Below are 12,508 nucleotides of genomic sequence, written 5' to 3'. Positions count from 1 at the left end.
TTGCATAAGGGAACATGACCGAAAAAACCGAAAACCTGACGATCCGCCTCCGCCTCAAGGGCGGCAGTGGCCCCAATTCCAACTGGCTGTGGGAGCTTGTCGATGCCCAGGGCAGCGTGGTGAAATCCGGCACCATCAGCGGTCCCGAGCACAAGGCCTTCGCCACCGCCACCCAGGCCAAGGCCAAGCTGGTCAAAGCCGAGGCCAAGCCGCGCTAGACCAATCCAAATCCTTGACGGACCATGGCGCGAGCCGTGGCCGTCAAGCACAGTTTACCTCTTCGCCTTCTCACCAACCTTGAGCGTCCCGTGACCATCCCGCCCGCACCATATGTTCCCGCCACCCCAACGGGGATCATGGACGGGCCGATGCGCGGCATCATGCTCAAGGTCGGCTCGGTCTGCATTTTCGTCGTCATGTCGGCGCTGCTCAAGGCCACCGGCAACGTGCCTGCCGGCCAATTGGTATTCTACCGCTGCCTGTTCGCGATCGTGCCGGTGCTGGTCTACCTCGCCTGGCAGCGCCAGTTACGGGTCGGCTTCAAGACTGCCAATCCTTGGGGCCATTTCCTGCGCGGCCTGATCGGCGTTATCTCGATGGGCCTGAGTTTTTACGCGCTCACCAAGCTGCCGCTGCCCGAGGCCATCGCCATCGGCTACGCCTCGCCGCTCCTGATCGTCGTGTTCAGCGCCATCATGCTCAAGGAGCAAGTCCACTTCATCCGCTGGTCGGCGGTGCTGATCGGCCTCGTTGGCGTCGGCATCATGCTGTGGCCCCGCCTGACGGTATTTTCGGGCCAAAGTGCAATGGGGTGGGGCGAAACCGTCGGCGCCATCGCGGCCCTTGGTGGTGCCGTCTGCGCCGCCTTCGCCATGATGCAGGTGCGTCGCCTGGTGCAGACCGAACGCACCGAAACCATCGTGCTCTACTTCTTCATCAGCGCCAGCACCATCTCATTGGTCACCATTCCGTTCGGCTGGGTCTGGCCCTCGCCCGAACATGTCGTGTTCCTGATTCTCGCTGGCTTCGCGGGTGGCATCGCCCAGATCATGATGACGGCGAGCTATCGCCACGCCGATATGTCGGTCATTGCTCCCTTTGAATATACGTCGCTGCTGCTCGGCCTCTTGGTCGGCTATTTCGCCTTCGCCGAAGTCCCCACCGTGCCCATGCTCATCGGCGCCGCCATCGTCATCGCCTCAGGCATCGTCGTCATCCTGCGCGAACACCGCCTCGGCCTCGACCGCGTCAAATCCCGCGAAGCCAATACGCCTTAGGCGTGTCCACACTACCTAAGAGCTAGGCCGCCTTCATCGCCTGGATTTTCTCCAGGTCCTCAGCGATGGCCATGGCTTCCTGGCTCAGGTCGAATGCAGTCTGCATGCTCATCCAGAATTGCGGCGTCGTGTCGAAAAACTTGGCAAGGCGCAATGCGGTATTGGTGGTGACAGGTGTGCTTTCGGCCACCAGGCGCTCGATACGGGTTCGCGGAACGCCTAGTTTCTTTGCGAGCGCATAGGCCGACAATCCCAGCGGAGCCAGATATTCCTCGCGCAGGATTTCGCCCGGATGGATCGCCACAATAGCTTGAGTGTGCATTCGATCTTCCTGTTTGCCCGACGTTTGTGCATCAGTGATAGTCGACGATTTCAACCTCATGGGCCCCGCCGTCTTCCCAGCGCAGGCAGATGCGCCATTGCTCATTGATGCGGATTGAGTGTTGCCCAGCCCGGTTGCCCTTGAGAGCCTCAAGGCGGTTGCCGGGCGGCGACATCAAGTCCTTTAGTTCGAGAGCATGCTCCACCATGAACAGCTTCCGCTGCGCCGACCGCAATAGGTCCGCGGGAAAGCCTTTTGGAGCCAACCCGGCGGCGACCTTCTCGGCGAATTTGCCTTTGAACGACGCAATCATCAACGATCCATATCTGTATCACGTCACGATACAGATGGCAACAAATCGAAAGCCTAAGCCGCCCCTGCCACTCCCTCCGCCCAGCTCTGCCGCTTGCGATAGATCGTCGACGGGCTGATTTCCAGCGCTGCGGCGGCCAGCGAAACATTGCCGCCGAAGCTGGCGATCGCGTCCTCGATGATGCGCTGTTCCTGCTGCCACATCGGCAAGATCGCCTGCACCCGCTGCTGCGGCACGCCGGTGCCGATCATTTCGGCGGTGCCACGCGATTCGATATCGGCGGCAGCGATCATGGCGCCGCTGATTTCGCCGCCGTCGAACATCACCACCAAGCGCCGCACCAGGTTCTGCAACTGGCGCACATTGCCCTTCCATTCGGCGGCCATCAGCGCCTGTGCGCATTCGCCCGAAAAGCCGCTGAACGCCTTGTGTTCTTCACTCGCATATCGGGCGAGGAAATGGCGTGCCAGCACCATGATATCGCTCGGCCGCTGCCGCAACGGCGGTAGGTGGATGGGCAGCACATGCAGGCGATAGAACAGGTCTTCGCGGAATTTCTTTTCCGAAATCAGCGTCATCGGATTGCGATTGGTCGCGCAGATCACCCGCACGTCGACCTTGCGCACGCCCGCCTCGCCGACCCGGCTCAGTGTTCCCGTCTGCAGGAACCGCAACAGCTTGGATTGCAGCGACAGGTCCATCTCGCCGATTTCGTCGAGAAACAGCGTGCCACCATCGGCCAGTTCGGCCGCGCCCTTGCGGTCTTCATGCGCCCCGGTAAATGCACCGCGCGCCACGCCGAACAATTCGCTTTCCATCAGATCGCGCGGAATCGCCGCGCAATTGATCGCCACCAATGGCTTGCCGACACGCGGTCCCTTGGCATGCAGCGCCTCGGCGCACACATCCTTGCCGGTGCCGCTCTCGCCGGTGATGAACACCGGGGCCGCCGATGGCGCAATCCGCGCAATCTGCTCATAGACGAATTGCATGGCGCTCGACGCGCCGATGAAGCCGCCGAAATCGGCCACGCCCGCGGTCGGCCGAGCCTCGATACCTAGCGTGCGCGTCTTGCCGTGCCGTTGCGCCAATTCATCGATGCGCGCCGCGATGGCCGGACCGTTCAGCGGCTTGACCACATAGTCGTGTGCGCCCGCGCGCATTGCGGCCACCGCCGCCGATACCGAACTGCCGTCCGAAATGGCGATCACCAGCGCGCCTTCGGCCAGCTTGACTAGCCGCGTTACCGCGTCTTCGCTGCGCTCGCTCAAATCGCCCAGGCTCGACAGGTCCATCAGCACGATATCGTACCGCGCCTGCCGCAAGGCCTCGACAGCCTGCCGCCCGGTTTCCGCCGCCGCGATTTCCGGTGCGCCCGCCAGGGCAGCGCCCAGCCCCTCGACCACGAGGCGTGACGAGGCCACATCCCGGTCGATCAGCAGCAGGCGTCCATTGGCGTCGCACTGGCGTCCACTATGCATGCAGCGCGTCCTCGTTGTTTCTTTTCACCTTCTCGGCGCGGGCGGCAAAACGTTATGCAGCCACGCGAACAGGCGGTGTTGCGTTTGATTGTTCGTGAACAGGGTAAATTTTCCGTTCCGGTTTGGTCGCAATTAGGCCAAATACGCATTTCCATGGCTCTTGATCACAGCCCAAACTCCCGATTAAGTCTGCCGCCATGAGCAAGACGGATGATCCTGATGAGTTGAGTCCAGTGGGGCGCGGCGTGCCCCAGGCTGGCGTGCGCATTGCCAATGAACGGGCCGTGTTAAGCCTGATTGCGATTATCCCGGGCTCCTCCAATGCCGATCTGGCGCGCCGCTCGGGCCTGGGTCCCCAAACGACCTCGCGAATCATTTCCGATCTGGAGGATCGTGGCCTTATCGTGCGCGGCCAGGTGCTGCGTGGCCGCCGCGGCCAGCCGGCGACGCCCTTGTTCCTCAATCCTGATGGTGCTTATTCCATCGGTGTCGAGATCGGCTGGCGCCACGTTCAGGTGACGCTGGTCAACCTGACCGGCAAGGTGCTGTCCCATGAGCGCCGCGCTTATGCCTATCCCGATGCAACGACGCTGTTTGCCGAAATCGCCACGAGGATCGCTGACCTCGTCGCGGGGCTGACGCCGCAACAGCGAGCCCGTCTCGTTGGTGTCGGCGTCGCCTCTCCCACCGCGATGGGGCGGAACGTCGAAATGTTCTTGACCCACCCCGAGCAGCAGCCGCTTTGGGAAGCGATCGACATCGCTGCCCGCATCGCTGCCGATACCGGCCTGCCCACCGAATGGTTCAACGATGGCAGCGCCGCCTGCTGGGCCGAAATTATTGCGCTGCCTGACCCGCGCCCCACCGGTTTCGCCTATTTCCATGTCGGCGCCTATATCGGGGCGGGGATCATCGCCGATGGCCGCCTGTGGGAAGGTCCCACCGGCAATGCGGCAAATCTGGGCGCCATCATGGTGTCCGATCGTCACGGCGCGCCCAGCTTCGTGCACCGGGTCGCCTCGATCACCGCTTTCGAACGCTGGCTGCGCGAAGTGGGCGTAACCCCGCCGCCTTGCAGCCCCCAGGATTGGGATTGGGACACGCTTGAGCCTCATGCCACCGCCTGGCTCGACGATGCCGGGCGCGCGCTGGCCCAGGCCGCCATGACCACGCAGGCTATGGTCGAACTCGATAAGGCCAGCATTGATGGCTCCATGCCGCGTCCTGTCGTCGAGCGCCTGCTGCAGCGCGTGCAGCACCATCTGGCGCTGCTGCCGGTGCTGCGCAGCGGTCGACCGGTGGTGGCCATCGGCCACCTCGGCGCGTTCGCTGCCGCCAAGGGCGCGGCGCTCCTGCCTGTGTACAAACGCTATTTTTCCAGCGCCTGGAGCCACTTTGGGGCCTGAAATGGACGTGCCCTGCAGTGGTTCACCCCTGCGACACTGCGCCGCCGCGCCCACCCCGCCCGTCGTCGGCTTCACTAGCTGCCTGATCTCCCTCAAAAAATTACCCACGGAATACTGGCTGGTCACAGCTTTTGTGCGCCCGCTGTCAATGCTATGAGAGCTATGCCGAATCCCGGCCCACTCAAGCGATTGCGGACCGCTCGTGCAGGTATTGGTTTACACATTCATAGCGTTGGCGGCGCTTGGCGTCGGCTGCACGGCCTATTTCGGGCTGACGTTCACGCCTGCCGAGGCCATCATGGCTGCCCTGAGCTTTTCTGCCGTCGCGGTGGTCTTGATGGAGCGCAGCCTGCGTCAGCGCGCCGAGAATCGCCTGGAAAAGGCCATCGAGGATCTTGGATTGCTGCTGGCCGCCGAGGGGCAGGTCGGCACCACGCTGGGTCAGCGCGTCAATGCCTTGGCCGATCTCAATGCCGGCCGGCGTCTCGAAGGCGTCGAAGCTGACGTGTCCGTGCTGGGTACCGTCATCCGCCAGATCGCCGAGGCCGTCTCCGATATCGAGGAACGCGCCAACAAGCCGCAGTTTAGCGCCGCGCCGACGCCCCTGGCCGCCGTTCCCGCCATCGTCACACAAACGCCCCAACCCGTCGCGGTGCCGGTACAACGCGAGCCCGAGCCGCCCCTGATCCCGATCGAAACCCTGCGTCAGGCGCTCGCCGAAAACCGTCTCATCTATCATGTGCAGCCCATCATCACGCTGCCGCAGCGCCGCCCGCATGGCTACGACTTAGTGCCGCGCCTGATGCTGGATAATGGCGAGCTGGCCGACCGCGCCGCCTTCATGCCCCGCCAGAGCAATGAAGACGTGCTGCGTCACATCGAAGGGCTGGGCCTGATCGAGGCCATCGCCATCGGCCGCCGCTCGCGCAGCGCCGATCAGCCGATCAATCTGTTCATTCCGCTATCGCGCGCCACGCTGGGCGAATGGGTCGCCTCCGAACAGCTCATCGTCTCGCTCGAAGCCAACCGCGCCATCGCGTCCAGCATGGTTTTCGTCGTTACCGAAGCCGAATGGCAGATGCTGGCGGCCGGCGAACGCGCCATTGTCGACGGGCTGGTCAAGAAGGGCGCCGGTTTCTCGCTGTCCGAGGTCAAGTCGCTGCGCGTCGATGTCGCCGAACTGGCCGGGCAGGGGGTTCGTTCGCTGCGCGTCGATGCCACCCGCTTCATCGATGCGCCCGAAGCCTTCACCGATTTCCACGCCTCCGATATCGCCAACTACCTCAACCGTTTTGGCGTCAGCCTGATGGCCACCGGCGTCGTCAGCGAGCGCCAGATTCTCGAACTGCTCGATATCGGCATCGCCCAGATTCAGGGCCCGCACATTGCCGCGCCCGGCCCGGTCCGTCCCGACCTGATGCTGGAGCGTCCCAAGACCGCCGCGCCGGTTCTGCGTCGGGCCGAAGGCATAGCCTGATCGCCAACCGCGCCGGCGGCCGATGAAGGGAGCACGCGCATGATCGTCGTCGTGCTCAATGGCTCTATCAATTCGGGGAAGACCACCACCGGCCGGGCGCTCGCCGCTCTGCTCCCCGGCGCCCGCTTCATCGACGGCGATGACCATGGCATACCCGAATCCGTCCCCTTTCAGCAGATGATCGACCGCGCCGTGCTCTGGGTTGCCGACCAGATCACCGCCGCGACAGAACCCGTCCTGGTCATCGCCTATCCCATGCGCGACAGCGATTTCGCCATGCTCCAATCCGCCTGTGCCACCCGCCATGCCCGCCTTTTCGTCGCCACCCTGGCCCCACCGCTCGCCGTCGCCCTCACCAACCGCGGCGCCCGCGAACTCGACGACGGCGAGCGCGCCCGCATCCACGAAATGTACGCCGAAGGCTATCCGGCGCGCACCTTCAGCGACATCATCGTCACCGACCTCGCCACCCCCGAGCAAACCGCCGCCATGCTCGCCCTTCATATTGCCCGACTATGAGCCATGCGCCGGCAGCCGTCGCTATTGCTGCTTCCGCCCTTGATCCTGGCTGCAACCTGCACCATAGAACCCCCAGGCAATCCCGCTTCCGGAGCCTCCGATGACCGCCCCCCTGCCTCCCATTTCCGGCCTAGCCGATCTTGCCGGCCGCTACGATGCGGTTCTCAGCGACGTGTGGGGCGTCGTCCATAACGGCGTCGCCGCTTTCCCCTCCGCCGTCGACGCTCTCGTCGAGTATCGCAAAGCCGGCGGCAAGGTGGTCTTCATCACCAATGCGCCGCGCCCCTCCGCCCCGCTGATCGAGATGCTCGATCGCCTCGGCGTGGTGCGCGAAGCCTATGACGCCATCGTTTCCTCGGGCGACGCTACCCGCGTCATGATCGCCAAATATTCCGGCCGCCCGATCCATCATGTCGGCCCGCCCACCGAGGACGACGCGCTCTACGAGGGCCTCAACGTCCGCCGCACCACGGCCGAGGAAGCCGAGGTCGTCGTCGTCACCGATCTGGATACCGATGACGACACCCCCGAAATGTACCGCGACCGCGCCAAGCTCTGGCTGGCCCGCAAGCTGCCCATGATCTGCGCCAATCCCGACCGCGTGGTCGAGCATGGCGACAAGATCATCTATTGCGGCGGCGCTTTGGGCGATCTCTACGCCGCCATGGGCGGCATGGTGCTGATGGCCGGCAAGCCCTATCAGCCGATCTACGAGGAAGCCTTCCGCTTGGCCGAAGTCGCCGTCGGCCGCTCGCTCGAAAAATCCCGTACTCTCGCCATCGGCGACAGCGTACGCACCGACGCCACCGGCGCCGCCCAGTTCGGCATCGACCTGTTGTTCGTCACCGGCTCCATCCACGCCGCCGAACTCGATGCTTTCGGAAAACCCAGCCCGCAAGCCATCGCCGATCTCGTCGCCCCCAGCCGCGCCCACATGGCCGGCTTCCTGCCGCGCCTAAGCTGGTAGTCTCTATGTCCGACTTTCTCCGCCTCTCCAGTCTCGACACTGTCCCCGCTGCGTTGCGCGGCGCTTACGTGGCCATCGGCAATTTCGACGGCTTCCACCGCGGCCACCAATCGGTGTTCGACCTGCTGCGCCGCCGCGCCGCCGAGGCGGGGGTGCCGGCCATCCTGCTCACCTTCGAGCCGCATCCGCGCGATGTCTTCGCGCCCAGCCCCTTCATGTACCGGCTCACCGATGGCAACGCCAAGGCGCGCCTGGCCGAAGCGCTCGATCTCGACGGCATCGTCATCCTCAATTTCGACCGCGCCTTCTCCCAGATCGAAGCCGAGGATTTCGTCTCCCGTTTCCTCGTTGATGCACTTGCCGTCGCCGGCGTCATCGTCGGCGCTGATTTCCATTTCGGCCGCCAGCGCCGCGGTACCCCCACCTTCCTCACCGCCGCCGGAGAAGCCCAGGGTTTTGCCGTCGAGGTCATCGACCTGCTCGACGAGGGCTCGGAGGTCATCTCCTCCTCGCGCATCCGCGCCGCGCTTTCGGAAGGCGATATCGCCGCCGCCAATCGGCTTCTGGGGTATCACTGGTTCATGGAAGGCTGCGTCGTCAAAGGCGACCAGCGCGGCCGCGAGCTAGGCTATCCCACCGCCAACACCGTCACCCACGACAATTTCCAGCTCGCCCAGGGCGTCTACGCCGTGCGCGCCCGCTTGGGCGATCGGGTGTTCGACGGCGTCGCCGCCTATGGCAAGCCCATGTTCAACAACCAGCGCCCGCCCTTCGAGACACACCTGTTCGATTTCTCCGAGGACATCTACGGCCAGACCATCGTGGTCTGCCTGATCGAGCACATCCGCGGCCAGGAAGTCTTCTCCGGCCTTGATGAGTTGATCACCGCCATGAACCGCGACAGCAACAAAGCCCGCAAGATGCTGGCCGAGGCCAAGCCGTTGAGCGAATTGGACAAGCGACTGGGGTTTTTCGGGTAGTCGTTCTTCACCTCGCCCCTTTGGGGAGAGGTCGGCGCGTAGCGCCGGGTGAGGGGGCCTTTACTGGGTGGAGTGCGTGGGAAAGGCCCCCTCACCCGACCCAAGAGGGTCGACCTCTCCCCCAGGGGGAGAGGTGAAGCCCCCCAACCAAACCCTTTGCCCCATCGTCCCCACCTTGCTACAACCCCCGCAAATCTCCCCAACCGATTGCCGTTCCATGACCGATACTGCCACGGGCGCCGCCGAAACCGATTACTCGTCGACGCTCTTCCTCCCCGAGACCCAATTCCCCATGCGCGCCGGCCTGCCCGATCGCGAGCCGGGTTGGCTCAAGCGCTGGGAAGACATGGACATTTACAAGCTGCAGCGCGAGCAGGCGCAGGATCGCCCGCTGTTCACGCTGCATGATGGCCCTCCCTACGCCAACGGCAACATCCATATCGGTCACGCGCTCAACAAGACGCTCAAGGACATCGTCTCCCGCTCGATGCAGATGCTCGGCTTCAACTCGGCCTACGTGCCGGGCTGGGATTGCCATGGTCTGCCCATCGAATGGAAGATCGAGGAACAGTACCGCGCCAAGGGCCGCGACAAGAACGAAGTCCCGATCAATGAATTCCGCGCCGAATGCCGCGCCTTCGCCAGCCAATGGGTCGATGTGCAGCGTGAGGAATTCAAGCGCCTCGGCATCCTCGGTGAATGGGACAACCCCTATTTGACCATGAGCTTCGACGCCGAAGCCCAGATCGCGCGCGAACTGATGAAGGTCTCCACCTCCGGCCAACTCTATCGCGGCAGCAAGCCCGTCATGTGGTCCGTGGTCGAACGCACGGCTTTGGCTGAAGCCGAAATCGAATATGCCGATTACGAGAGCGACACCATCTGGGTGAAGTTCCCCATTCTGGGCGCATCCTCGGAAGTGCAGGGCGACGACTTCGTCGGCAGCGCCCAGCTCACCCGTGATCTGGCCGATGCCTCGGTGGTCATCTGGACCACCACGCCCTGGACCATCCCGGCCAACCGCGCCATCAGCTTCTCGTCAAAAATCGCCTATGGCCTCTATGAGGTCACCCAGGCCCCCGAGGGCAATTGGGCCGCGACCGGCGAAAAATACGTCCTGGCCGATAAGCTCGCCGCCGACGTCCTCGCCAAGGGCAAGGTCGAGGCCTTTACCCGCCTGCGCGATGTGAACCCCGCCGATATCACCGCCTGCGCCCACCCGCTGCGCGGCTTTGATGGTGGCTACGAATTCAAGGTGCCGCTGCTCGATGGCGAACACGTCACCGATGATGCCGGCACCGGCTTCGTCCATACCGCGCCCGGCCACGGCCTCGACGACTTCGAGATCTGGATGAATTCCGGCCGCCTGCTGCTTGAGCGCGGCATCGACACCGCCATCCCCTATGTGGTTGGCGACGACGGCTTCTACACCAAGGACGCCCCCGGCTTCGACGGCGCCCGCGTCATCGACGACAGCGGCAAAAAGGGCGACGCCAATAACCGCGTCATCGCCGCTCTCGCCGAGCGCCACGCCATGCTCGCGCGCGGCCGCGTCAAGCACTCCTATCCCCATTCCTGGCGTTCCAAGAAGCCGGTGATCTATCGCAACACGCCGCAATGGTTCGTCTATATGGACCGCGATATCGAGGGCGCTGCGGGCGATACCCTGCGCACCCGCGCGCTCAACGCCATCGACGCCACCAAGTTCTACCCCGCCGCCGGCCAGAACCGCCTCCGCGCCATGATCGCCGACCGCCCCGATTGGGTGCTCAGCCGCCAACGCGCCTGGGGTGTGCCGATCACCGTCTTCGTCAACAAGACCACTGGCGAAATCCTCAAGGACGAGACGGTCAATCACCGCATCGCCGACGCCTTCGAGGAAGAGGGCGCCGATGCCTGGTACGCCGCTGGCGCCGCCGAACGCTTCCTCGGCACCAGCCACGCTGTCGCCGATTACGAGATGGTCACCGACATCCTCGATGTCTGGTTCGATAGCGGCACCACCCATTCCTGGGTGCTGCGCAACAAGCAGAAGTGGCCGCACCTGAAGTTCCCGGCCTCGATGTATCTCGAAGGCTCGGACCAGCACCGCGGCTGGTTCCATTCCTCCCTGCTCGAATCCTGCGCCACCAATGGCTTCGCGCCCTATTCCAGCGTGCTCACCCATGGCTTCACCATGGATGGCGAAGGCAAGAAGATGAGCAAGTCGCTGGGCAATACCGTCGCCCCGCAGGACATCATCAAGCAATACGGCGCCGATATCCTGCGCCTCTGGGTGGCCTCGTCCGACTATTCCGAGGACCTGCGCCTCGGTAAGGAAATCATCCAAACCACGGTCGACAGCTACCGCAAGCTGCGCAACACCCTGCGCTGGCTGCTGGGCAACCTCGCCCATTACCAGCCCGCCGATGTCGTCACCTTCGACGCCATGCCCGAGCTGGAGCAGTTGATGCTGCACCGTCTGGCCCAGCTCGATGAGCAGGTCCGTGGCGCCTACAAGGAATACGACTACCGCCGCGTCGTCTCGCTGCTCACCAATTTCATGAACATCGAACTCTCGGCTTTCTACTTCGACATCCGCAAGGACGCGCTCTATTGCGATCCGATCTCCTCGGTGAAGCGCCGCGCCTCGCTGACGGTGCTCAATCACCTGTTCGATTGCCTCACTGCCTGGCTCGCCCCCATCCTGGTTTTCACCATGGAAGAGGTCTGGCTCGAACGGCATCCCGGCGCCGATAGCTCCGTCCACCTGCGCCTGTTCCCCGAAGTGCCCGCCGAATGGCTGAATGACGGCCTCGCCGATAAATGGGCCAAGATCCGCACCGTCCGCCGCGTCGTGACCGGTGCTCTCGAAATCGAGCGCCGCGAAAAGCGCATCGGCTCCTCGCTCGAAGCCGCCCCCCGCGTCTTCATCACCGATGAGGACCTGCTGACCGCCCTCGCCGGCGAGGACCTGGCCGAAATCGCCATCACCTCGGCCATCGAGATCGGCAATGCCGACGCCCCCGATACCGCCTTCCGCCTCGACGACGTCCCCGGCGTCGCCGTGGTCTCGGCATTGGCTGAAGGCACCCGCTGCGCCCGCTCCTGGCGCATCCAGCCCGATGTCGGCTCCGACCCCGAATATCCCGACGTCACCCCGCGCGATGCCCAGGCCCTGCGCGAACGCGCCGCGGCGGGGCTCTAGGCTTTGAACGCGTTCAAGGCCCAGTCGGTCATCATCTCCCTCATGGCCGCGATCCTCGCCTTCGGGCTGGACCGCGCCCAAAAAGCCTTTGCGGTCTCCGCCGACTGCATAGCCATCGGCGCGGCCCCCTGTGTCGATATCTTCACCTCCTACGTTCCCGCCACGCTCACCAATTGGCGCGGCGGCGAGGTCGTGCGTGTCACCGATTTCTTCGATTATGTCCTGGTCTGGAATACCGGCATTTCCTACGGCCTGCTGACTGACCTGCCCAGTTGGGGCCTCGGCCTCATCATGCTGGTCGCCGTCGTGGCGCTGGCCATCTGGTGGGTGCGCGCCGACTCGTCCCTGATCCGCCTGGGCCTGGCGTTCTGCATTGGCGGCGCATTGTCCAATGGCCTCGATCGCCTGATCTACGGCGCTGTCGCCGACTTCTTCCATTTCCACATCGGCGCCAGTTCCTTCTATATTTTCAACGTCGCCGACATGGCCATTACCTTAGGCGTCATCCTGCTGATCCTCGATTTGCTCGGCGTCGGCCGTGTTCGCGCCGCCAAAACCTGAGCCGCTAACCCAGTGTGA

The 12,508-nt window shown here is 64.0% G+C and carries 12 protein-coding genes; 9 read left to right on the top strand and 3 right to left on the bottom strand.

Annotated features, from left to right (window positions below; genetic code table 11):
- Window positions 1-14 precede the first annotated feature (14 nt).
- Window positions 15-218 (top strand): hypothetical protein, encoded by a 204-nt coding sequence (locus JWP26_RS20735; RefSeq protein ID WP_299732405.1) that lies wholly within the window; start codon window positions 15-17, stop codon window positions 216-218.
- Between the two features lie 138 nt (window positions 219-356).
- Window positions 357-1,277, top strand: a complete 921-nt coding sequence (locus JWP26_RS20730) for a DMT family transporter (protein WP_299732466.1) — start codon at window positions 357-359, stop codon at window positions 1,275-1,277.
- Between the two features lie 22 nt (window positions 1,278-1,299).
- Here JWP26_RS20730 and JWP26_RS20725 read toward each other — a convergent pair whose 3' ends face one another.
- Genes JWP26_RS20725 through JWP26_RS20715 form a run of 3 tightly spaced genes read right to left on the bottom strand, consistent with a single transcriptional unit; the run spans window position 1,300 to window position 3,393 of the window.
- Window positions 1,300-1,599 carry a HigA family addiction module antitoxin gene (locus tag JWP26_RS20725; RefSeq protein WP_299732402.1) on the bottom strand — a complete coding sequence of 100 codons (300 nt, stop codon included), beginning with the start codon at window positions 1,597-1,599 and terminating at the stop codon, window positions 1,300-1,302.
- A 31-nt stretch (window positions 1,600-1,630) separates the two neighbouring features.
- Window positions 1,631-1,912 (bottom strand): type II toxin-antitoxin system RelE/ParE family toxin, encoded by a 282-nt coding sequence (locus JWP26_RS20720; RefSeq protein WP_299732399.1) that lies wholly within the window; start codon window positions 1,910-1,912, stop codon window positions 1,631-1,633.
- 53 nt (window positions 1,913-1,965) lie between these two features.
- Window positions 1,966-3,393 (bottom strand): sigma-54 dependent transcriptional regulator, encoded by a 1,428-nt coding sequence (locus JWP26_RS20715; RefSeq protein WP_299732397.1) that lies wholly within the window; start codon window positions 3,391-3,393, stop codon window positions 1,966-1,968.
- Between the two features lie 197 nt (window positions 3,394-3,590).
- On the opposite strand from JWP26_RS20715, the gene JWP26_RS20710 reads away from it, so the two are divergent.
- The 7 genes from JWP26_RS20710 (at window position 3,591) to lspA (ending at window position 12,490) form a co-directional block, all read left to right on the top strand.
- Entirely contained in the window at window positions 3,591-4,799 is a 1,209-nt protein-coding gene (locus JWP26_RS20710) for an ROK family transcriptional regulator (protein WP_299732395.1), read from the top strand.
- Between the two features lie 202 nt (window positions 4,800-5,001).
- Window positions 5,002-6,276 carry an EAL domain-containing protein gene (locus JWP26_RS20705; protein WP_299732393.1) on the top strand — a complete coding sequence of 425 codons (1,275 nt, stop codon included), beginning with the start codon at window positions 5,002-5,004 and terminating at the stop codon, window positions 6,274-6,276.
- Between the two features lie 39 nt (window positions 6,277-6,315).
- Entirely contained in the window at window positions 6,316-6,795 is a 480-nt protein-coding gene (locus JWP26_RS20700) for a shikimate kinase (protein ID WP_299732391.1), read from the top strand.
- 100 nt (window positions 6,796-6,895) lie between these two features.
- On the top strand, window positions 6,896-7,762 hold the full coding sequence (locus tag JWP26_RS20695; protein WP_299732389.1) for a TIGR01459 family HAD-type hydrolase: 867 nt from the start codon (window positions 6,896-6,898) through the stop codon (window positions 7,760-7,762).
- A 5-nt stretch (window positions 7,763-7,767) separates the two neighbouring features.
- On the top strand, window positions 7,768-8,742 hold the full coding sequence (locus tag JWP26_RS20690) for a bifunctional riboflavin kinase/FAD synthetase (RefSeq protein WP_299732386.1): 975 nt from the start codon (window positions 7,768-7,770) through the stop codon (window positions 8,740-8,742).
- A gap of 217 nt (window positions 8,743-8,959) precedes the next feature.
- Window positions 8,960-11,929 (top strand): isoleucine--tRNA ligase, encoded by a 2,970-nt coding sequence (gene ileS, locus JWP26_RS20685; protein ID WP_299732383.1) that lies wholly within the window; start codon window positions 8,960-8,962, stop codon window positions 11,927-11,929.
- Between the two features lie 3 nt (window positions 11,930-11,932).
- Window positions 11,933-12,490, top strand: a complete 558-nt coding sequence (lspA, locus tag JWP26_RS20680) for a signal peptidase II (protein WP_299732380.1) — start codon at window positions 11,933-11,935, stop codon at window positions 12,488-12,490.
- Window positions 12,491-12,508: the final 18 nt, after the last annotated feature.

The organism is Devosia sp. (assembly GCF_028290435.1).
In the GTDB taxonomy this organism is placed as follows: Bacteria; Pseudomonadota; Alphaproteobacteria; order Rhizobiales; family Devosiaceae; genus Devosia.
This window is presented reverse-complemented; position numbering and strand designations above follow the sequence as displayed.

Bases quoted from the DNA above. Each gene is read 5' to 3' on its own strand.
- JWP26_RS20735 (WP_299732405.1), top strand. From the start codon at position 15: ATGACCGAAAAAACCGAAAACCTGACGATCCGCCTCCGCCTCAAGGGC.
- JWP26_RS20730 (WP_299732466.1), top strand. From the start codon at position 357: ATGGACGGGCCGATGCGCGGCATCATGCTCAAGGTCGGCTCGGTCTGC.
- JWP26_RS20725 (WP_299732402.1), bottom strand. From the start codon at position 1,599: ATGCACACTCAAGCTATTGTGGCGATCCATCCGGGCGAAATCCTGCGC.
- JWP26_RS20720 (WP_299732399.1), bottom strand. From the start codon at position 1,912: ATGATTGCGTCGTTCAAAGGCAAATTCGCCGAGAAGGTCGCCGCCGGG.
- JWP26_RS20715 (WP_299732397.1), bottom strand. From the start codon at position 3,393: ATGCATAGTGGACGCCAGTGCGACGCCAATGGACGCCTGCTGCTGATC.
- JWP26_RS20710 (WP_299732395.1), top strand. From the start codon at position 3,591: ATGAGCAAGACGGATGATCCTGATGAGTTGAGTCCAGTGGGGCGCGGC.
- JWP26_RS20700 (WP_299732391.1), top strand. From the start codon at position 6,316: ATGATCGTCGTCGTGCTCAATGGCTCTATCAATTCGGGGAAGACCACC.
- JWP26_RS20695 (WP_299732389.1), top strand. From the start codon at position 6,896: ATGACCGCCCCCCTGCCTCCCATTTCCGGCCTAGCCGATCTTGCCGGC.
- JWP26_RS20690 (WP_299732386.1), top strand. From the start codon at position 7,768: ATGTCCGACTTTCTCCGCCTCTCCAGTCTCGACACTGTCCCCGCTGCG.
- ileS (WP_299732383.1), top strand. From the start codon at position 8,960: ATGACCGATACTGCCACGGGCGCCGCCGAAACCGATTACTCGTCGACG.